Source organism: Spirosoma koreense (genome assembly GCF_054777875.1).
In genome coordinates this window covers 64,776-84,050 of the sequence record NZ_BAAHAC010000005.1, presented here as the reverse complement: position 1 = coordinate 84,050, position 19,275 = coordinate 64,776, and the positions used below count along the sequence as shown (strand labels likewise).

Here is a 19,275-nt window from a genome sequence, read left to right as displayed (position 1 = left end):
GATGAAGACTGAATTCAACCCAACTAGCCCGCGCATCCTGGTGGTGGATGACAATGTGGATGCCTCCCTGATTGTGAGTCTGTCGTTGAAACTGAGCGGGTATAGCGTACAGCGTGGCGATAGTGGTCCTCAGGCCCTGTCAATTGCTCAATCCTGGCAGCCTCAGGCCATTTTATTAGACATCAGTATGCCTGACATGGATGGGTATGAAACTTGTCGGATCTTGCGTGAGCAGTCTTGGGGTCAGGGTGTGGTGATCATCGCCTTGACGGGCTATGGGCAGGCGGAAGACCGAAGGCAGGCGCAGGCAGCGGGTTTTGACTGGCATTTGATTAAGCCGGTAGATTTGGCCATTCTGCCCGCCTTGCTGACGGAATTGATCGGTAAGAAACAGGCAGACGCAGCCTTGGAGTAGTCAGTAGCCACTAATGATTGAATCTCACATATCGCTCCTTCATGAGATCCGTTGTCGTTAGTGACAGCTAGATTAGGGATATACTTCCAAAGGGGTATGATTTCCATCGTATTAGGCAGAGTGGCCTACTAAGCCTGTTTTTCATACTGATTCACAGCTGTTGGGCTAGGAACGACAACCCACATAGAGAAAATTCGCAATTGCCAAACCTGTAAAAGTCTGTTAGGCCAGGCTTATGCGCCGATAAATAATAATACCTCCGCTCAGCCGGTTCTTTACGGTACTATTGCAGCTTAGCCGCCTAATCGGTTTAGACATGAAAATCCATATACTTACCGCTACACTGCTTCTGCTTACCTTACCTGCCCGTGCGCAGGTAGGTATTGGCACGGCCACCCCCGCTCCATCGGCGCAGCTTGATGTGGTCTCTACCAATAAAGGGTTGCTGACGCCCAGGGTAGCCAGCACCACCGCCGTAACAGCCCCCGTTGAGGGTTTACTGGTCTATCAGACCGGTGGAACCGCTGGCTTCTATTACTACACCGGAGCGGCCTGGGTACAACTAGCGCCTAAACCAACCAATGCCCTGGGTCAGTCCATCGCCTTTATTCATACGGCCAAGGCTTCGAATACGACTAGCCATATTACCACCCTATCGTACGCTTCGCCTTCTCAAAACGATATCATACTGGTGACCCACAACTATAATCCTCCTGGTGCTCCTAGTGCGTATCTCAACAGAGCCGTGGGCGTGTATTGGACTGGCTCTGCCTGGGCTATTTACACTGAAGATTTATCTGCGATTGTCAATACGTCGTTTAATGTACTGGTTATAAAAAATTGATTCACTGACCTGGGTAGCCGCTTCCATCCAGTAATCGCCCGATTTTGGCTAGAAGCCAGGCCCGATGGTGGATCGACCACCTTAACTTTAATCAAACACTCAACCTATACGATCCTAAGGGATGATGGGTTAGCACGCTTAGGCGATTTTTAAAAATTGGTCCTGTTGGCCAGCTTAATTAGCATGGCTCTCGCCTGGATGCGATGAGGCAATGGTTGGTTGGCAGACTTGGCACACCGAATCCCTATGGAGTGGTGGCTGTTTGACTGGTCGATTACGGTTCGCTTAATTGCTTTGTGGAGAGTCAGCACACAAACTAGTAACGCTGCTTTGGTCAACGGCGCTTAAATCACTCGTAATGAATAAAGGAGAAACCGTATGCAACTTCCTGAGTTTGACAGATGGTAAAAAATGAAGTCTCGCAAAATCGCTCCCTTTTGTGGCGAAATAACATGGATTCATGTATCAGCAATCAAGGTTTCTCTTATATAAAATTGGCTTAAGAAGTTATTTATTAAGATGCTGATATTGGGGCCTAAAAACTGCCTTACAATAAAAAGGACTTCATATTGCCATTAAAGTTATCTGTAGTGTGATACATTACGGATATTTATTTCAAGTTCACACCTTGATTATCATATCCCACTAATGGCAAAGCAAGATTGTACAAAGTTCATTAACCTGCTCTATTTGTGTTGTCTGGTTTCAACTCTATCCTGGTCTCAAAACCTTAAACCAGGGGACGTAGAACCTAACGCCAAAGTAATTGAGGCTGATCGTATCTTCCCCTTCAGTAATGGTGTTGCTGTTATTGACAAAGGCGATGCAAGCGCTTTAATCAGTGCTACAGGCGAACTGATTATTCCTTTTCTCCGCTATCAATTTGAAGCGGACAATATGTTTGCACAAGTGCCAGATTATAAGGGCAATAGCTATGTTTATCCACTCAAAGGATATGTTAATGGACTTGCTAGAGTTCGCCCTCACGGTGTAGCACCTGACATCAGCAAAGCTTCACTTCTCTATATCGACACGAAAGGTATTGCCGCCTTTCCGACCCGCTTTACCGTTGCCTATCCTTTCCTGAATGGGAAAGCCTTAGTGTATACGCAAACCGGGAAAGGCTATTTTTTGTATAGGAATGGTAGCCAGATTCTCCAGAATGGAATGATAAAGCCACCTGTCACATCTATCAATTATGATAGCTGGAAGCAGGCTGATTTATGCATTTGTCAAAGCGCACCAGATAAATTTGGCTTCTGCGATTTAACGGGAAGATTGGTCATTGCTTGCCAGTATGATGCAGTAAGACCCTTTAGTGAAGGTATAGCGAAAGTGATGAAGCGCGACAAGTTTGGGGAGAAGAAGTGGGCCTTTATTAATACCAAAGGCCAAAACATTACAGATTTTATCTTTTCTATCGAACCTCACGACTTCCACTGTGGACTTGCTGCAGTCAGACCTAAGGATAACTCTGAGTTTGACTATGCTTACATTGATCGAACTGGAAAAGTTAAGATAAGTGTGAAAGCACAAAAGATGGAAGATTTCGGCGCTGGACCTGACGTATACAACTGGGTAGATTTTAAGAATGGGTATGCAAGATGGCGCGGAACAGATCTTTGGAAAGGAGAGGCAGTCGACAGAATATTTGTTGATACAACTGGTAAACGGTATGATCTACGTAGACTTAATGGCACTTTTACGCATTTTGGGAAACAATATTCGAACGTTAAAGACTACCTCATTAGCGCTGACGAACATTTTCAGCACAATAAGTTAATTTTTAGCCTGAACTCTGCAAAGGGTATGGTTGACATTGATGGTAACATAGTTATTCCCCCAATCTTTTCGAGTTTAAGTCCTTTCGATCCTGTCTCAAAGTTAGCCTATGCCGTATACAGGAATAACCCAAAGCCTGAGGTGGAAGGTTATATAAATGAGCAGGGTGTGTTTGTTCTTATAAAAGGCAAAGGATCAAAATGGTAAAGAGGGCTGATATTCTTATTGTTCTTATTACTCACCGGGCTGATTGAACGCATGATCCCACTGCTACGAGTCTTGCAAAATCAGCTTAAACAGCGAAGGCTTTTCCAGGGTCGTTGTCTGACTGATGATCCGTCTAAATGGATTGGGCTTGTCGCTATCCTGGGCAGGCGGACCGGCATTGATCACTTTCATGTTCTCCACCCTGATCGCGCTTATAACGACGTTGAACAGCAAAATGCAGCCTGGATTGCCCGGCGTACAGCGTATTTCGACCTCGCCCGCCTGCTGCAGATCGACCCCAATCGTGAGCGTAAACGTTCCCCAGTTGCCTCCGTGGGTTGAGTCCGAGTAGAGGTTCAGCAAGCAGCTATCCTCAACGCCCTGGCATATCAGTTTGCTTTCAAAGGGTTGATTAAAGTCAATGGTACCATTAAGTTTCAAGGCAGCCGCTTGCGCCTTGCCAATGATAACGTAAGAGCCCGCTGGCAGACTCAGGCGGGCCATTAGCTGAGCGGCATTATTAAGCGTCTGCTTATCGGGAATGTTAATTACGAATGCATCTGACATGGTTGTACGGTTTTGTGTGGTACACCTTTGTCGAGAAACTGCGCTTCTTGGGAAACAAGTGTGCAAACAACGCAGGATGGTAAGTAGACGCTTGACCTATTAGATACAAACAACAATCCCGTCCACTGATAATGGACGGGATTGTTGTTGATAAACTGATGAGTAGGCTATCGAATAGGTACTCTGAATTTTCCCTGTACGGGTTGCTTGCTGATATAATCCGTGTATTCAAACGTTCCCTCTACGACACTACCATCATTTTGGGTTATTACCAATTGACCCGGCGTGGCATTATCGTCGGGCTGGCTGGCATCACACCCGTAGATAGCTCCTCTAGAATAAGTCGTTTCAATGGCTCTTTGGGTGTTAAAGTCATACAAGTGGGCGCCTAAAACGTATTTATCCGGTTGATCAGGAGTTGTTGTACAGTGATAGAGGAATTTGTTAATACTAGGTCCTCGAACTGCCAACGAGGCTGGATAAAAGAAAATAGCTGTTTGTAATTTATCAGCATCTCCTACAATGTCGAATCGGCCGCCTATATACTGAGCATATACACTAGGAAATGTGTATGTATTACCATTGAACTGAACTGTGTAATAGTAATCAGCAGTCTGGCTATCAACAGATAATTGATTACCACTTGCTATCTGTTCAACTTTCGTGTCTCCATATTGATAGCTAACTTTATAGTCGAACGTCTGATTACTTTTCGCATTAGTCGAAAATGTCAAGTCAAATAACCCTTGATTGAAACCACTAATTTTGGCTGTTACATTCGGATTATTCAATACGGTTACTGATAGCTTTAAGGCAGACTCCGGCAGTATGTATCCTTGTTTTAAAGGCAAAAAATCAAACTTAACGCCTATAAAATCGCCCAGCCTACCATTGAAGATTGACCTTAACTTCTGGATTGAAGCTACAAAATTACGTATCGTTTGATTAGGTGAATTTTTGTCTTGCTCCTCCTGGACGTTTCTAAGAGGTATTCGATAAGTTATAGTTCGCGCGATTCCATTCTTAAATTCAGCGCCAGCTGCTTTTCTTGCTGGTTTTGGTATTGTAACACTAGACTTTGGTTCTAAGACAATAGAAGTTAAGTCAGCATAAATTAGAAATAGAGCTAAGTTATAAAGTAAAAGGTCGTAAAGCTGTCTGGCAGCTATTACTAACGTAGCGGACCCTAACAAAACTAGTGGAAGGTCTAATGTCTCAAGCCCTACAGCTATTGCGGCCCAACTTGATGCTGTAAAATAAGCCAGGAAAGCGAGCCTCACCATAGCACACTGTGCATACTCGTCCCTTATTCCCAATGGACAGTTGACAGCTTGTCGCCCATTGGCCAGCGGTGCAAGCTGACCGAACTCAGCCAATAGTTGATTTAGTGAATCAAGTGTAGAGCGATTGGCAGCTATAAACTGAACGTACGCTTTTTGATCTTTAGCTGAAAGCGCATTAAACTGAGCACCAGCAGTATTTAGTTTTTCCTGAATGGATTGACGATCTTGAGCATTCGCTGTGGCTGATATTAGATTATGCTTTATAAGACTATCTTCTAATGCTTTTGACTCTTCAAACTGATCCATTGCCTGCTTAACATAATCTTGTACATAAGCAGTCGGATTCACAATTACAGGTTTCTCCTTAACAAGTAATGAAACTGTTTTGGAACTATTGGAAATGGATAAAGCATAGGTACCTGGCGTAACATCATCAGGAATTAAAAAGCTATATGTTTTACTATCAATTTGACGCAGTGATACAGCCATCGTTCCCAGTTTAGCATCAAGCATGTTGTTATCTGAAGGCTCATCTAAGGTTACTGTCAGTACTTCTAAGGGAGCAGCAGCAGATTTTGAAAGTTGAAAGCCTACACCAGTTATTGGCGGTGGTGTTGTATGATCTGTTAAAATCGTACAACTATCTGAGAAAAGGATAAAAATGAAGAACACGGCCCAAGATGCAATCAGGCGCTTTGATGTAAAAATATGCATAGGATAATCTGGTTAGTAGGTCAATACTCTTTAAAGCACATCTTGGGATACCCATGATAAAGTTTATCACCATGTTCTTATTGGCGTCCTTCAGTACTCGGCAAGTAGCTATATTACTTACTTATTCCCCACGGGAAAAACACCCTATTTTGTAGTTAGAAATCTCGTTTTAATGCGCCTACAATATTCTATTTGTTCTGATAATCAGTTTCATATGAAACTGCAAGGGTATAGGATGGGAAGCGGTCATTTGCACAGTGAGTCTTCTCCGCATTCACAACGCCAGGGCATATTGTCTTTTGACTGAGCAATGAGTTTTAACCGTTGGGTCAAAAAGCAAGGTGACCTTTGATATATCACAAGGTCTAATCATTATATTTAGAAGTAAAAAAGGATTAAGCTAAATGTCAGGTGCTAAAGAGAGAGTTGGGCAATTAATTCGGGAATCGAGAAAGGCAAAAGGATTGACCCAAAAAGAACTTGCAGAGAAGTTGGGAGTTGGCGAGCCTACTGTCACGAACTACGAATCTGGCAAGCAAAATCTGACAGTCGACACGCTTCAGAAAATTGCCGTCGCTCTCGGGGTCAATATGAAAGATCTTGTGTGAAAAATTTTGCGTCAAAACTTTTTATATATAAAAGGTTTTGCTAGTATTGTGTTGAAATAGCGATTGAAAATCACCGTTAAAACACAGGAAGCCCCAACGTCAGAGCCTAGGAAACTTGAACGTTGGGGCTATGTGCCACCTCAAACAGTCACATTTAAAATGAACACGGAGCAAAACTACGTGGGTAGGGGGTCTATTGCAAGTCCCATTGAGCAAACGGCCAAAAACAAGGCCCAATCCCCCATTTCGCCGGATGACCGGCAACTCGTCGACAAAGCGGTCTACGACGCCCAGACGGCCCTGATCGACGCGGTCGACGCTTACCTGGACTGGCAGAGTCCCATTCAAGCCATCAACGAACTGCTGGAGTTTTGGCTTACCTCCTCACCGGCTAATCTTTCGCTGGAAGCTAATAAGAACCGGCTCCACCTGATTCTGCGGCTGGTCAACTTCCTGATCGAGCTGAAGGACTGCAACCACTCGCTACGTGCTGCCGGGCAGCAGGAGGTGGGTCGTGAATAATGCTCAGAAACTAAACGCCTTGCAGGCGCGCCAGGAGGACCTATTCAAACTGCTTAAGGATTTTTCAATCGATAGTTCGATTGGCGACAAAATGGAGTTGATTGCCGGCGCGTTCTACTCCCGCTTTCTATTTCTGGTCGATGCCGACCCATATCGCACGGTTGATCCCGCGAAGGAATTCCTGCTCAAAGAATCGCACATCACTGATCTGTTTTCTACTCTGCAGTTAATGGTGCAGGTGGCCAAAATTCAGGAGACCTGGAAAAACATCGAACAGATACAAGATAAGGAGGTAGATCATGACTAGCCAGATCCACACCCCGCGCGAGCCAATGGTCATCAGGGATTTCTTTCAGTGCGCTGAACTTAACCGACTTTTCGATGAGAAGCGTTTAAATGAAAACGAACGCAATAGCTACTCGATCATCTCGGTTCAGGATGACAGCATGGCCAGACAAATAATGGTTGGCGGGGCTATTGTCCTCCACCAACAACCGATTTCGCATCTGCTGGGATCGTGCGTTGGTAAACCAGTGGCCCTTCGCTCGGTTCACCATCCAGACACCTACATATTAGGGCGGCTGCAAAGCGTGAGCAATCGATATGTACGACTGAGTCGCGACAACCCGGCGTTCCAACCGGTGACCCTGAGCCGGGCGTCAATTTTGCAGGCCTATCAGATCGTTTACTTACTGTACATGCCCCTGGATGAGCTATGATCAACCACACCTCAAGGCAAGGGGCAATTACGAATGTACGTTCACAAACGGACAGCCAGATAGGCCCCGCACAGACCGACGGAAACGCGCCGACTTATCTCTCGATCCAGATGCGGTATACCACCCAGCCCTATAGCGCCGGCGGAACGTCCGATATCGTTCTACTGCATGCTTCGCTGACCTACTACCGGACTTATCTGGAGAACAGACTCAAAGAGCGGACCAGCCGCGAGCAGGCCGAAGCCGACGAGGATCGGGCTCAGATAGCAATGATCAACGACATGCTGTTTGACATGCAGCAGGAGCTGATTTACGCCGATCAGCAGCGCGCGCGAGAGATAACCCAGTAACATATATTCCCTAATCCAGTACGCCTGGCTGCACAGACTGCGGTCAGGCGTATTCACACTATGATGAACACCATTCTGAAAACGGATCCGCGGCCGATCGAATTCCGCGTCTGGCACCAGCCGACGGGCCGACTGTATCCCGTGGCCTCCTTTACCGCGGATTATGTCTACAGGCCCTGGGACGTGGCCCAAACCGATGCCGAAAACTATGCCGTTGTCGATCATCCTTTCCGGCGTGAAGACTGCGTGCTGATGCAGTTCACGGGCGTGTATGATGCCAATGGGGTAAAGATCTTTGAAGGCGATATTCTGTACTGGCGCCATTATGACGAGCATGACAACTCGGTGCATGAGGCCTGGCACCAGGTGACGTTTGAAAACGGCGCGTTTGGTACGGCTACAGCAGTAGCCAATGATTTCGAGCCGTTTACCCATCCGGCATTAGCCGATGTGGTCATTGGGAATGTGTTCGAAAATTATCGTATGTTGCCCCCTATCATGGCTGAATCAGGCTAGCGATAATTGATCTACAAATTCTAACGCACTGACATAATGACCCAGGTACCCACGGCCGAGGATTTTTTTGCACTTCAGAAACGAGTCGATGAACTCGAGCGGAAGCTGGATATTCTGCTTCACCATAAACCGGATTGGTTTGATGTCAAACAAACTATGGAAGCGCTTCGGGTATCACGAGGAACTGTGCATCGTTTGACTAAGATTGGTAAACTCAACCCACGCTATGAAGGTAAAAAACCGTTGTACGAGGTGTCGCAGATTCTGGCCTACATTCAGTCGACTCGGGTAAGCCTTGAAGCTGCGGATAGTCGTATCCTTGCCGCCAGACGAAAAAGCAAATCCTGATGGCTTGATCGGAATGGCACAGCATTTAGTGCTTTATTTCCTGACGCCCCGAAGCGAGAGTTCGGTCGTGTAATAGGTGTTTCCGTACTTCGTCGTTTGCGTTCGGGTAAGACTGATTTCCTTGTCGTTGATTAGGTAAATGCGCCCGGTCATATCCGCATAGAATTCAGACTTGTCAGCCACGTAAATCGGAACCATTTGCTGGGTAGCGGGCGAGGCCTGATAGTGCTTGTTTACTTCTGACTCGAGCGAGCTTTCCAGAATCTGAATGGCTGTACCGGTACCGAAAGGTTTGATTTGCAACTGGCCCGACACATTACCCGATTGGCTGCTGGGTGACTGAAGATAGCCTTCTGTGGCTTGGCTGTAGGTCAGCGAACCGGTGAACTGATAGGTGCCCACAAAATCAGCCGGTCTGATGCCGGGCTCAGGCTCTTGCTTGGCTTGACAGGCCAGAAGTCCAGCCACAAGACCAACGGTAAGAATTGATTTCATCAACGAAGCGGTAAGGGGTAGTAAATGAATCAGTCAATAAAAGACGTTGATTGGTTATGCAATACTGGTCAGGTCAGTGATTAATCAAAAAGAAGGGTATTGGGAAATGATAGCAGCAGGGGGTACGTTGGCTAACGTGACTACTAAAAGCCAAACCTATGTTGAAAGTCCCCAGCTATGAAGAGTTTGAAGCCTTACTGAAACGCATCGATGCCTTGGAACGGGAAGTCCGCTATTTGATGGGCATCGGCGGGCAGTGGCTGGATCGAAAGCAAGCTATGAAAGCGCTGAACTGTTCCTCCGCCACTCTGCACCGCTTAATGCGGAGCGGTAAACTTGCGCATCGATATGAAGGAAGCAAACCCCTATTCGAAGCCGACGGCATTCGCGCGTACATCCAATCAACACGGGTCAGTACGGATTCGACAGATAACCGCGTACTTTCAGCGATTCATTCTAAAACATGATTCTCTGAAATCTGACGCACATGATACAGGTACCGACTTACGAAGAGTTTGTAGCTCTTCAGAAATTAGTTTTCGAGTTAGAACGGGAAGTACGCTACCTGCGACAAAATGAAGTCGCTTGTATGACGCTGGAGCAGACGGCGAATGCTCTACAAGTGTCTAAGATGACCGTTACCCGCTTGACAAAACTCGGAAAACTGAACGCTCATTACGAGGGCCGGAAACCCCTCTATAAAGTTTCTCACGTGCGCGCCTACATCCAATCTAAACGCGTAAGTGCCGATGCCGCCGATAGCCGCGTTATGTCAGCGTTAAAGTGAGAAACTGCTAAACGAACGAATATCTTTTGCTTGGCACAAAAGTCAAGCAAAAACGGAGTGCGCTAAAGAGAGAAACTTCCAAACGATCCCATTGATATGATGCTACAAGTACCCAGTTACGAAGACTTTGAAGCGCTAAGAAAGGAAGTCGCTGAGTTGCGCCGTGAGCTCGAGTTTATGAAGCAGACTGAATTAACCTGGCTTACTCTGGATCAGGTAGCCGCTGCCCTTAAGGTTTCAAAAATGACGGTTTACAGATTGACCAAACGCGGCAAGCTACAACCACGCTATGAAGGGTGTAAGCCGTTTTACGATATTCAGCAGGTTCGCGTTTATATCCAGTCGACCCGCGTGAGTGCTGAAGCTGCTGACGGCCGCATTCAGTCAGCTCTTCGCAGGTAATTATTAAAAACCCTGCGGATGAGCGGTCTCCGCTTACTACGGGTGTAGTTAGTGTGGGTAGCGTTCTTCCGACTGGGCATGATGATCGGGAAACGTTTTATGAGCTATGCCTGATAGCGATCCAGCAGGGTGATACGAATTCACATTTATTATTTAAATAAACATTACCACTATGTATGCACGTATTGTTCGCGCTTCGCTGACGGCCCAGACAGCCGAGGAAGCGGTTAAGTATTTTCAGGACACCGTACTGCCTGCCCTCAAGCAACATGCCGGGTTTGCGTTCGGCCATTGCTTCTACGCGCCAGCGGATCATCATGTGCTGATGGTATCAGTTTGGGAGTCGGAGGAGGCCCGCCTTAGTGCGGAAACCAGTGGTTTACTTCGCCAGGCGGTCAGTCACCTGAACGATTACTTCGAGGGCAAACCCACCGTGGACTATTATCAGGTAGCGGTTTAGATCGGCTCGTCCGACCACTTCGCTTTTAGTCCAAGAGGCTCGCCGATAGAGCATGCATGGCTCTAAACAGGCTTAGTTTACTATGGGATAGAGAAAGTCGATCACCTCCAGGAAGTAGTTCAGATTGCTTACCTGGCTGATGGGCACCTTAAAATACTGGCTATGCAGTTGGCCAGTAGCTAGCTCCAGGCGAGCTAGTTCGTACTTGTACCTCTAGTAGTTCAGCCGGTAGAACTGCGGAGCGAATCCCGGGCTGACAAGCGTGTCATGGGTAATAGCCTTACCTAAAGATAGCGAATGGTTACGATTACACCATACGATTAGGAAGGAAGGTTGAAGCCATCAGCAGTGATCAACCTGAGCAAGTTAAGGGAGCCCTGGCCTATGTGCCGGGGCTTTTCTTTTGACCGTTTCCTCAAAACTTCCGCTTAACTGAGCAAAACAGCGACAACTTACCTCCTGGTAGGCTGCCGCTGGGCAGATCATGAACGACTAAGCGTATAGACTACGGAAAGTTCACAGACTTAAGTAGTTCAATCAACCCCTTTTAGTATGAAACAAGTTGTATTCGCTACTCTCTTACTGGGTAGCTCAGCAAAGCTGTTTGCCCAGGTCGGCATTGGCACGACCACCCCTAAAGCCTTCTTCAATGTAGCCGATGGCAAAGACGTCCTGTTTGGCCCCGATGTGTCGGGCTCTGGCAAAAAACTCATCTGGTACGCCAGCAAGGGAGCCTTTCGGGCTGGACAAGTGCTGGCTTCCCAATGGGACAACGCCCAGGTCGGCCTTTACTCAGTCGCTACGGGCTATAATACCGTCGCCAGTGGCCAGGCCTCCACGGCAATGGGGTTTGGGTCTACGGCGAGCGGTTATATGGCCACAGCCTTAGGCAGCAGCAGCGCCAGCGGCACTTCCTCCGTCGCCATTGGCTCCAATAACTCGGCGACCGGCGGCTATTCGACCGCCATGGGCTATACCGTCAACGCCAGTGGAGACAACTCGATGGCGTTTGGTACCTACGTATCGACCGGTGGGTATACGGGCTCGTTTATTCTGGGTGATTACGTGCCCAATGCCAGCACCCTCTACACCAATTCGGCTTTTGCCCAACTGATGATGCGCTTCTCAGGTGGGTACATGCTCTATACAACGGCCCCTTCTAATCAGAACAGTGCCATAGGAGTCAAGCTGGCGGCTGGGGGTAATGCCTGGACGACGATTTCTGACTCCACCCGTAAAGAGCATTTTCGCAAAGCCAATGGCGCATTGTTTTTGCGAAAGATCGCTGGCATGCGCCTGGGCAGTTGGAACTACAAAGGCCAGGATGCCCGTCTATATCGTCACTATGGTCCGATGGCCCAAGACTTCTTTGCTGCCTTTGGGCACGATCAACTCGGTACGATCGGCGAAGACAAGAGCATCAATCAGGCGGATTTCGATGGGGTTAATCTGATCGCCATTCAGGCCCTGATCAAGGAAGTAGAAAAGCTGGAAGCAGAGAACAATATTCTACGTGGAGAAAACACGGCCTTAAAACAGGATACCGCTTCGCTAAAATCAGACATGGAGCAGGTCAAGAAGCAACTGACCATCCTGTTGAAGCAGTAATTCAATCAAACAGCTTCGCTGTGATTGGCGAGGCTTTAGTTTGGGGATGAGGTCATTTATGGACGAAAACTAAAAAGCACCGCCACTAACCGCACCAGAATTCTGATCAGCCTTGATTAACTCCAAGGGTAACGACACGGTTGCGCTGTGAATGGCAGGCTACCATATGGTAGTTGAATAGCTCTGGACGAAGAGTAATTAACCAGGTGAGTAGTAAAGCTCCGGCGTTCGTCGGAGCTTTTTTCATTGTTAATCCTGCATGAAGGATAAAGAAATAGGTTACTCTTTATTGCTATAAAGTGTAAAATGAATCATCCAAGTTGCTTAATTTTTCGTAAGTGTCTCTGTTATAGTTAACATGAGTTAATATTGAGTCTGTAACGTTACTTCACTTTTCTAACCTCCCTTTTATGCCTACAACACTACCGTCTACCGGCCAGGACTCGCCTGGCTCTCTTCAAATTTCTTTATCTCTTTTTCGCCAGGCTAAGGAGCCATTAACCTTCGTTCGCTGGCTGACAGGTAAGTGGATGCTGAGTCTACTCTACCTACTGGTTTGTACCACCAGTAGGAGCCAAAACTTTGGGGCCCAAACTCAATTTCCTTTGGAGCCTAATCCCACCGTAGTAGCCATAGCGGACGACAATACGAATGGTAAGCCCGATTTCATGGCGGGGAGTACAGTTGGCAGTAATGTATCCGTGGTGCTTAATCAGCAGGTAGTCTCCTTCGGCAACTGTTTTAGCCAGACTACGCTTCCGGTGACCAGTTTAACCTTCTCCATAACCGCGCAGGATGTCAACGGCGATGGCAAACCAGACCTGATCATCGCTAATTACAATAGCAATAGTGTCTCGGTGCGTCTGGGTGATGGTAGGGGTAGTTTTGGGACGGCAATCGATTACGCGGTGGAGACTAGCCCCGGCTCAGTGGCGGTGGCCGACGTCAATAGCGATGGTCAACCCGATCTTCTCGTCACGAATGTAGCTAGCAACAATGTCTCCGTGCTGCTGGGCACGGGTTCCGGTAGTTTTGCGGCCCCCACTAACTTCGCCGTGGGTTCTAACCCCTTCTCGGTGGCGGTGGGTGACGTTAACGGAGATGGTCAATCGGATATCATCACGGCCAACTACTTTGGCCGAAATGTATCTGTCCTGTTAGGTACGGGCACGGGCAGTTTTTCGGCGGCTGCCAATTACGCCGTGGGGGGTATCACTCAATATGTAACGGTAGGCGACGTGAATGGGGATGGCAAACTCGACATTGTAGCGGGCAATTTTGATAAAAGTACGGTGTCGGTGCTGTTAGGTGCGGGCACGGGCAGTTTTTCGGCGGCTGTTAACTACGCCGTAGGCAATAATCCTACTTGGGTAGCTTTGGGGGATGTGAACAGGGACGGTCTGGTTGATATGGTCACGGCTAATTTGGGTAACAACTATGTATCTCTACTAGTGGGGACGGGAGCCGGTAGCTTTGCTAGCGCTACCAACATTCCCATCGGTGGTACTGCCTACTCAGTGGCTTTGGACGACATGAATGGCGATGGCCAACTCGATATCATCACCGCTAATTCCAATACGGATAATGCGTCGGTGGTGTTAGGCGATGGGGCGGGTAATTTTGGGATGGCTACTAATTTTTCAGTGGGTGCTGTCCCCAACTCAATGGTGGTCAGGGATGTTGACAGCGACGGGCAGCCTGATATTTTGACCGCCAATCAGGCTAGCAGTACGGTATCGATACTCTTACAAAAACAAGCTATTGGTTTTATTAGCCAGCCCGTAGCGACTACCAGCGTGGCCGTCGGAGCCACCGTGACCGCCAGCGTGTCGGTCAGTGGTACAGCCCCTTTTAGTTACCAATGGTTCAAGAATAGTCTGGCTTCTCCCGTAGCGGGGCAGACCAGCGCTACCCTAACGCTGACGAGTGTAAACTTAGCTGATGCAGGCAGTTATTCAGTGGTGGTCACCGGTGGCTGTGGCCCTGTCACTTCCATGGCCTTCAACCTGGTCATCACCCAGCCCATTCGCTACGTCAAAGCCGGTAGTAGTGGTGATGGCAGTAGCTGGGCAACGGCTTCGGGGGATTTGCAGGCCATGATCAACGCCGAAGGCGTCCAGCAGGTCTGGGTAGCGGCCGGTACCTACAAGCCTACCTCTACTGTCGATCGAAGCATTAGCTTTGTGATGGTCAATAATGTACAGGTGCTGGGTGGCTTTCCGGCTAGTGGTAACCCCGATCTAACCCAACGCAGCCCGGAGAGTTTTACTACCATCCTCTCGGGCGACATTGGTACCGAGGGAGATATGGGGGATAATGCCTTTCATGTAGTTCAGTTTAAGAATGCCAGCAGCCAGACCCGCCTGGATGGGTTGGTCATCACTGGAGGCAACGCCAGCGGGTTTACCTCCCCCACCGGCTACGGTGGGGCCATCTACAACGATGGGAGTGAGGGAGGCAACAGCAGCCCTACACTGACCAATCTGAGCCTCATCGCCAATGTGGCTAATCTGGGCGGGGGAGGTTTGTATACCAATGGCCTTGGGGGTAATAGCAGTCCCGTGCTGACTAACGTCAGTTTCATCGGTAACTCGACCCCTTATGAAGGCGGAGCCATGCATACGGTGGGTAGCTGTAGTCCGGTACTGACGAATGTTCAGTTCATCGCCAATTCCGCCGAGAGTGGGGGCGCTATGTTCAACAAGGCTTACCTAACAAGTTCTCGTTTTGTGCTGACCAACGTCAGTTTCCTCAATAACTTTGCTTACGTGCAGGGAGGGGCCATGTATAATACAGCCAACCAGGCCGACTGTCAGTTTCAGCTGACCAACGTAAGTCTTTTGGGCAATTCAGCACCCTACGATGGTGGATCGATCGTCAGCATAGACGTGAGTCTTACCCTGACCAATGCGGTGATTTTTGGTAACCAGGGAAGTGCTACCCTAGTGAATTATAACAGCCCCGTGACGGCTTATTCCTCCCTATTCGATGTGGGGGTAACGGACTACATCGATGGGGGTAATAACCAAACGACAACGATCCTGCCTTTTGTCTCGGCCACGGACCTACGCCTGGCTCCCGGCTCACCAGCCTTCAACGCGGGGGACAATGCCGCTTATACCACCGCCGATGGACCCGCTACGGATCTGGCAGGTAATGTCCGGATTCAGAACGGCACCATCGATATGGGGGCTTATGAGCTGGGCCTGCCCACCGATTTAACCCCGGTGGTCTACGCCCGCACCCTACAAGTTGATAGAACAACTACCCTGAGTCTGGTTGTCGATGTCTTCGAGATCAACATCGCTCCCACTACGGCGCCCCTGACCGTGCGTATCACCAAAGACGCCAAAGTGACGCTCACTTTCGATAACAGCCTGAGTAGCGTGGGCGGTCGGTCGGTGCAGAACAGCGCCTGGAGCTTCGATGCCACGCAACCAGGATATTACCAGTTGAGCACCACGGCGCCCCTGGTGGCGGGTGCTATCCGCTCGCTTGGCCTGACGGGGGTGCTGACTCCAACTGGCACGGCTGGGATGATCAGTTTAAGCGCCACAGTGGCAGGGGGTGGGGAGGACAATCTGGCGAACAACACCGATGCGGATAAGATCGAGTATTTTCAACAGTAGTGACTTCTAGCTCTCAATAAATAAGCTCCCACCGGCGGCCAACTGTAAGAACAAGTAATTTACAACCGTTGGTTAATCCTATATAACCTGGTTCTAAAACGGTCAATATGAAACTCCTATTACCTCTACTTCTTTGGGGAGTAAGTATATTGAACTGTTTTGCTATTTATTGCTACGCGCTTATCGATTGGGTGCAGGATTGTCGAACAGGGCTATATACCACTCACCACGGGGAGGCTTTTTTGGAAACGTCCGTACTGGTTGTTTACTCCGTCCTGGGGCTCCAGTACATACTGCGTAAGCTGGACTTGCTTAGGTAGTACTCATAGATGAATCGGTCGTTGTCTGGCTCTTATTTTGTGCATAACGATTGAAGGATTAATGGAGACATAACTGCTATAGGGCAGATAGGCTCTGGCTATATTCAGTGGAACTAGATAAAAAGCCTGGCCTCAGTGAAGCCAGGCTTTTTGCATTCTATCTTAACTTAAAACCACCTAGCCCTCCAGTGCGGACTAAACAGGAAGCGAATAGAATCAGGATTGAGAACAGTGTTACCTCCATTTTGACAGAAGGCAATCTCCGGGGATAGTTGGCCTGTTTAGTGTGCCATGACGATCACCTTACACGAGCCCAAGGCTGGCAACGCTGCCTAAAAGGCGGGTCAATCATAATCGAAGATTAAATGGCAAGATAAGTATCCAGGTCCTGGCGAGTGTCAGGACATTTTTGTGCCGTTTAGTAAAAATCACATAAATAATTGTCTTTAATTGATAAAGTTAACCAGTTTTATAGCCTCTGCCATTGCGTCGCTGGATTTGTAGCTCTGCTTTAGGAGTACATCCTGAAAAGTGTATCTGGCTTTTCTGCTCTCCTGTCTTCCTCCCCTTCATTCATGAAAACTCTACTGACCCTACGGTGGCTGGTTTTATGCTACTTGATCCTGCTATTCATACCCTGGTCCTGCATGTTAGTCGTTGATCATCCTAATTGTCAAATGCAAAAAGAGGCCGCCGAGCAGGCTGAGAAAGCCATCCCGCCTAAGGAAACAATCGAAAGCAATCAGTTATCTCTCTTAAATCAGGCAGCAAGCGATTTAAGTAGTAAGAGCTCAGCCTTAGGGGTCGCTATTCAAGATTACCTGGCTAACCCCAGCCCAGCTATGTCGACTTCTTTGACGAATGCTTCGAATGCCTTTTCAACGGCTCTAACTGCTTTAAACTTAGCATATGGTAATTATGGCGCTGCGCTAGAAGCGCTTTTTAGCGCTAAAAGTAATTCTGACGATGCAGCCGTAGCTTATGACGAATGTGAGTTGAACTTAGCGCCAAAACCTTGTTGTGTGCCACAGATAATTGAGGTAGAAAAAGCCGCGAAAGCCTTTAATCTGGCTCAATTCAAGATTACCAAAACACAGGCATTAACAGCGACCCTATCAACGCTGGAGGCCAACATAAATAGCCAGGCGGTTGCAGCAACAAATAAGTTTAATGCGGCTTGCTCCACCACGCCCAGCTCATCGGTCTGTGCGCCTGCTTTGACAGCAGTACAGAAGTTGACTTCTACTGAGCAAACTGTCAAAATGTATTTCCAGACTCAACAGGGTCGTCTCAATGGCTACATTAAGGAACACGATGATCTTGAAGTTAAGAATGTAACTTTAGCTAATGAGCGGGATGTGTGTGTGAAGAACTGTCCTAAGTGATGAACCTGCCTGGAGAATACTATTATGGCTTCGTGTAGGAAGCGTAGGCTATGCAGGAAGGAAAACAACTTTTTTATTTTCCGATGGTTGGTCAGGACGCTACAGGATTAGATGCCTCAAGGGCCTGTTTGACCTGGCTGTACCGACGCCTAGCCACTTCCAGCGTATAAGCACCTCGTAAGTGAAGCGTGGCTGATTTTCGCCCTGTCGGGCTTGCCATATGCTCAATATGAGCCGGATTGACCAGGAATGATTTATGGATGCGCAGAAAGCCCGTCCGTTGCTGCATCACCTGCAGGGTGCGGGCAATGACAAAGGTTTTGCCATTGACGAAGCGAATGGTAGTGTAATTCCAGAAGCCCTCCATATAGAGCACATCATCCAGGGACAAACGGGGTAAGCCGGGTAATTTCAGGAGGTTACTCAGGGGCATGGTTGGGGCTGCTCTTTGCCCTACAAGTTCGATATTTTTATTGATATCGAAAACTGGTAACATCACTTGTGTCCCCTGTCAACTAAAATTTAATGCAACTGTACAGGCAAACTATCATACGCATTTGTTATGATCTGCTGTAGCTGTTCAATGACCTGCCGACTGGGCTTTGCTTTTAGCTTCTCGACCAGCGGCCGGGCTGTGGCATCAGCAAAGGCCCAGGCTAGCTTATACGGGGCCGGATCTTCCTCGACCATGATCTGAAAGAGTATACCCCGAAACACGTAATAATGCACCAGCACCTGCGTCGCCGTCCCGGCCCGTATGGCTGATTCGTAGGCTTCCTCCAACAGATAATAGTCATCAATAGCGGGCGGATCAAATCGAAAGCAGGGCATGGTCAGGGAGGAAGTTTAGAGCAATATACACAATCCTTCTTTTTAGCTGGTTTTGGTGGAATAAATGGTAACAACCATATGGCGGAAAGCACCTTTTTGGCTATTTTATCCACAGGGCTTGCGGATGGTCTGTGGATATGCTGAAAAAGGGGTATGGGGGGCTTTTCTGGAGCTGGCCAAAAAATTCCCTTTTATAGCACGTTTTGAGTGAATTTAATGAGTTTATTCATGCTGTACTCTACTCATTTTCTAGGTTTATCAATGCCCAATTGTCTATACCTTTTGCCGGTTTTGCCGGGTAGTCGTATAGCCGTTTTTGAATAAATTTCTGGCCTAGATTACCGCAGTAAGCCAGTACTATAGAGTCAAGACTTTGTAACAACTTTCAACTAAGGGAGTCCAGTTGGTAAAACCTGAAAACTCCCATCTGGCATGATCCTGAGAACATAACCAACACGAGCTGCGGGGTCTACACCTAAGCCT

Annotated in this window: 22 protein-coding genes; 17 read left to right on the top strand and 5 right to left on the bottom strand. The window is 48.0% G+C overall.

Annotated elements, in window-relative coordinates; genetic code table 11:
- Position 1 precedes the first annotated feature (1 nt).
- The 3 genes from ACYVC2_RS06180 to ACYVC2_RS06170 all read left to right on the top strand — a co-directional run bounded on the left by ACYVC2_RS06180 (position 2) and on the right by ACYVC2_RS06170 (position 3,248).
- Positions 2–415, top strand: coding sequence for a response regulator (locus ACYVC2_RS06180; protein WP_461101431.1), 414 nt, complete (start codon positions 2–4; stop codon positions 413–415).
- A gap of 316 nt (positions 416–731) precedes the next feature.
- Positions 732–1,259, top strand: coding sequence for a DUF7452 domain-containing protein (locus ACYVC2_RS06175; RefSeq protein WP_461101430.1), 528 nt, complete (start codon positions 732–734; stop codon positions 1,257–1,259).
- A 648-nt stretch (positions 1,260–1,907) separates the two neighbouring features.
- Complete coding sequence (locus ACYVC2_RS06170) at positions 1,908–3,248, top strand: WG repeat-containing protein (protein WP_461101429.1); 1,341 nt, start codon at positions 1,908–1,910, stop codon at positions 3,246–3,248.
- A 63-nt stretch (positions 3,249–3,311) separates the two neighbouring features.
- On the opposite strand, the gene ACYVC2_RS06165 is transcribed toward ACYVC2_RS06170, so the two are convergent.
- Entirely contained in the window at positions 3,312–3,815 is a 504-nt protein-coding gene (locus tag ACYVC2_RS06165) for a hypothetical protein (RefSeq protein WP_461101428.1), read from the bottom strand.
- 167 nt (positions 3,816–3,982) lie between these two features.
- The gene (locus tag ACYVC2_RS06160; protein WP_461101427.1) at positions 3,983–5,812 is read right to left on the bottom strand and encodes a hypothetical protein; all 1,830 of its coding nucleotides are present in this window, start codon (positions 5,810–5,812) and stop codon (positions 3,983–3,985) included.
- A 404-nt stretch (positions 5,813–6,216) separates the two neighbouring features.
- Here ACYVC2_RS06160 and ACYVC2_RS06155 point away from each other — a divergent pair, with 404 nt between their 5' ends.
- From ACYVC2_RS06155 to ACYVC2_RS06125, 7 genes are all read left to right on the top strand, one after another.
- The gene (locus ACYVC2_RS06155) at positions 6,217–6,420 is read left to right on the top strand and encodes a helix-turn-helix domain-containing protein (RefSeq protein ID WP_461101426.1); all 204 of its coding nucleotides are present in this window, start codon (positions 6,217–6,219) and stop codon (positions 6,418–6,420) included.
- 159 nt (positions 6,421–6,579) lie between these two features.
- Positions 6,580–6,942: a hypothetical protein gene (locus ACYVC2_RS06150; RefSeq protein WP_461101425.1), complete on the top strand. Its 363-nt coding sequence runs from the start codon at positions 6,580–6,582 to the stop codon at positions 6,940–6,942.
- A complete protein-coding gene (locus tag ACYVC2_RS06145; protein WP_461101424.1) occupies positions 6,935–7,249 on the top strand; it encodes a hypothetical protein in 315 nt (104 codons plus the stop codon). The genes ACYVC2_RS06150 and ACYVC2_RS06145 overlap by 8 nt, the downstream gene beginning before the upstream one ends.
- Positions 7,242–7,661 (top strand): hypothetical protein, encoded by a 420-nt coding sequence (locus tag ACYVC2_RS06140; RefSeq protein WP_461101423.1) that lies wholly within the window; start codon positions 7,242–7,244, stop codon positions 7,659–7,661. The genes ACYVC2_RS06145 and ACYVC2_RS06140 overlap by 8 nt, the downstream gene beginning before the upstream one ends.
- Positions 7,658–8,011, top strand: coding sequence for a hypothetical protein (locus tag ACYVC2_RS06135; protein WP_461101422.1), 354 nt, complete (start codon positions 7,658–7,660; stop codon positions 8,009–8,011). Before ACYVC2_RS06140 ends, ACYVC2_RS06135 begins: the two co-directional genes overlap by 4 nt.
- Positions 8,012–8,071: 60 nt before the next feature.
- Complete coding sequence (locus ACYVC2_RS06130) at positions 8,072–8,527, top strand: YopX family protein (protein WP_461101421.1); 456 nt, start codon at positions 8,072–8,074, stop codon at positions 8,525–8,527.
- Positions 8,528–8,563: 36 nt separating this feature from the next.
- Positions 8,564–8,875 carry a helix-turn-helix domain-containing protein gene (locus ACYVC2_RS06125; RefSeq protein WP_461101420.1) on the top strand — a complete coding sequence of 104 codons (312 nt, stop codon included), beginning with the start codon at positions 8,564–8,566 and terminating at the stop codon, positions 8,873–8,875.
- A 33-nt stretch (positions 8,876–8,908) separates the two neighbouring features.
- On the opposite strand, the gene ACYVC2_RS06120 is transcribed toward ACYVC2_RS06125, so the two are convergent.
- On the bottom strand, positions 8,909–9,370 hold the full coding sequence (locus ACYVC2_RS06120) for a hypothetical protein (protein ID WP_461101419.1): 462 nt from the start codon (positions 9,368–9,370) through the stop codon (positions 8,909–8,911).
- 158 nt (positions 9,371–9,528) lie between these two features.
- On the opposite strand from ACYVC2_RS06120, the gene ACYVC2_RS06115 reads away from it, so the two are divergent.
- The 7 genes from ACYVC2_RS06115 to ACYVC2_RS06085 all read left to right on the top strand — a co-directional run bounded on the left by ACYVC2_RS06115 (position 9,529) and on the right by ACYVC2_RS06085 (position 17,961).
- A complete protein-coding gene (locus ACYVC2_RS06115) occupies positions 9,529–9,837 on the top strand; it encodes a helix-turn-helix domain-containing protein (RefSeq protein WP_461101418.1) in 309 nt (102 codons plus the stop codon).
- A 20-nt stretch (positions 9,838–9,857) separates the two neighbouring features.
- Positions 9,858–10,157, top strand: a complete 300-nt coding sequence (locus tag ACYVC2_RS06110) for a helix-turn-helix domain-containing protein (protein WP_461101417.1) — start codon at positions 9,858–9,860, stop codon at positions 10,155–10,157.
- A gap of 96 nt (positions 10,158–10,253) precedes the next feature.
- Entirely contained in the window at positions 10,254–10,559 is a 306-nt protein-coding gene (locus tag ACYVC2_RS06105) for a helix-turn-helix transcriptional regulator (protein ID WP_461101416.1), read from the top strand.
- A 172-nt stretch (positions 10,560–10,731) separates the two neighbouring features.
- On the top strand, positions 10,732–11,019 hold the full coding sequence (locus tag ACYVC2_RS06100) for an antibiotic biosynthesis monooxygenase family protein (protein WP_461101415.1): 288 nt from the start codon (positions 10,732–10,734) through the stop codon (positions 11,017–11,019).
- Between the two features lie 552 nt (positions 11,020–11,571).
- Complete coding sequence (locus tag ACYVC2_RS06095; RefSeq protein ID WP_461101414.1) at positions 11,572–12,627, top strand: tail fiber domain-containing protein; 1,056 nt, start codon at positions 11,572–11,574, stop codon at positions 12,625–12,627.
- Positions 12,628–13,232: 605 nt separating this feature from the next.
- Positions 13,233–16,256 (top strand): FG-GAP-like repeat-containing protein, encoded by a 3,024-nt coding sequence (locus ACYVC2_RS06090; protein ID WP_461101413.1) that lies wholly within the window; start codon positions 13,233–13,235, stop codon positions 16,254–16,256.
- A gap of 997 nt (positions 16,257–17,253) precedes the next feature.
- Complete coding sequence (locus ACYVC2_RS06085; protein WP_461101412.1) at positions 17,254–17,961, top strand: hypothetical protein; 708 nt, start codon at positions 17,254–17,256, stop codon at positions 17,959–17,961.
- Between the two features lie 91 nt (positions 17,962–18,052).
- Here ACYVC2_RS06085 and ACYVC2_RS06080 read toward each other — a convergent pair whose 3' ends face one another.
- Positions 18,053–18,394: a LytTR family DNA-binding domain-containing protein gene (locus ACYVC2_RS06080; RefSeq protein WP_461101411.1), complete on the bottom strand. Its 342-nt coding sequence runs from the start codon at positions 18,392–18,394 to the stop codon at positions 18,053–18,055.
- Positions 18,395–18,483: 89 nt separating this feature from the next.
- Positions 18,484–18,792: a hypothetical protein gene (locus tag ACYVC2_RS06075; protein WP_461101410.1), complete on the bottom strand. Its 309-nt coding sequence runs from the start codon at positions 18,790–18,792 to the stop codon at positions 18,484–18,486.
- Positions 18,793–19,275: the final 483 nt, after the last annotated feature.

Bases quoted from the DNA above. Each gene is read 5' to 3' on its own strand.
- ACYVC2_RS06180 (WP_461101431.1), top strand. From the start codon at position 2: ATGAAGACTGAATTCAACCCAACTAGCCCGCGCATCCTGGTGGTGGAT.
- ACYVC2_RS06175 (WP_461101430.1), top strand. From the start codon at position 732: ATGAAAATCCATATACTTACCGCTACACTGCTTCTGCTTACCTTACCT.
- ACYVC2_RS06170 (WP_461101429.1), top strand. From the start codon at position 1,908: ATGGCAAAGCAAGATTGTACAAAGTTCATTAACCTGCTCTATTTGTGT.
- ACYVC2_RS06165 (WP_461101428.1), bottom strand. From the start codon at position 3,815: ATGTCAGATGCATTCGTAATTAACATTCCCGATAAGCAGACGCTTAAT.
- ACYVC2_RS06160 (WP_461101427.1), bottom strand. From the start codon at position 5,812: ATGCATATTTTTACATCAAAGCGCCTGATTGCATCTTGGGCCGTGTTC.
- ACYVC2_RS06155 (WP_461101426.1), top strand. From the start codon at position 6,217: ATGTCAGGTGCTAAAGAGAGAGTTGGGCAATTAATTCGGGAATCGAGA.
- ACYVC2_RS06150 (WP_461101425.1), top strand. From the start codon at position 6,580: ATGAACACGGAGCAAAACTACGTGGGTAGGGGGTCTATTGCAAGTCCC.
- ACYVC2_RS06140 (WP_461101423.1), top strand. From the start codon at position 7,242: ATGACTAGCCAGATCCACACCCCGCGCGAGCCAATGGTCATCAGGGAT.
- ACYVC2_RS06135 (WP_461101422.1), top strand. From the start codon at position 7,658: ATGATCAACCACACCTCAAGGCAAGGGGCAATTACGAATGTACGTTCA.
- ACYVC2_RS06130 (WP_461101421.1), top strand. From the start codon at position 8,072: ATGATGAACACCATTCTGAAAACGGATCCGCGGCCGATCGAATTCCGC.
- ACYVC2_RS06125 (WP_461101420.1), top strand. From the start codon at position 8,564: ATGACCCAGGTACCCACGGCCGAGGATTTTTTTGCACTTCAGAAACGA.
- ACYVC2_RS06120 (WP_461101419.1), bottom strand. From the start codon at position 9,370: ATGAAATCAATTCTTACCGTTGGTCTTGTGGCTGGACTTCTGGCCTGT.
- ACYVC2_RS06115 (WP_461101418.1), top strand. From the start codon at position 9,529: ATGTTGAAAGTCCCCAGCTATGAAGAGTTTGAAGCCTTACTGAAACGC.
- ACYVC2_RS06110 (WP_461101417.1), top strand. From the start codon at position 9,858: ATGATACAGGTACCGACTTACGAAGAGTTTGTAGCTCTTCAGAAATTA.
- ACYVC2_RS06105 (WP_461101416.1), top strand. From the start codon at position 10,254: ATGATGCTACAAGTACCCAGTTACGAAGACTTTGAAGCGCTAAGAAAG.
- ACYVC2_RS06100 (WP_461101415.1), top strand. From the start codon at position 10,732: ATGTATGCACGTATTGTTCGCGCTTCGCTGACGGCCCAGACAGCCGAG.
- ACYVC2_RS06095 (WP_461101414.1), top strand. From the start codon at position 11,572: ATGAAACAAGTTGTATTCGCTACTCTCTTACTGGGTAGCTCAGCAAAG.
- ACYVC2_RS06085 (WP_461101412.1), top strand. From the start codon at position 17,254: ATGCAAAAAGAGGCCGCCGAGCAGGCTGAGAAAGCCATCCCGCCTAAG.
- ACYVC2_RS06080 (WP_461101411.1), bottom strand. From the start codon at position 18,394: ATGCCCCTGAGTAACCTCCTGAAATTACCCGGCTTACCCCGTTTGTCC.
- ACYVC2_RS06075 (WP_461101410.1), bottom strand. From the start codon at position 18,792: ATGCCCTGCTTTCGATTTGATCCGCCCGCTATTGATGACTATTATCTG.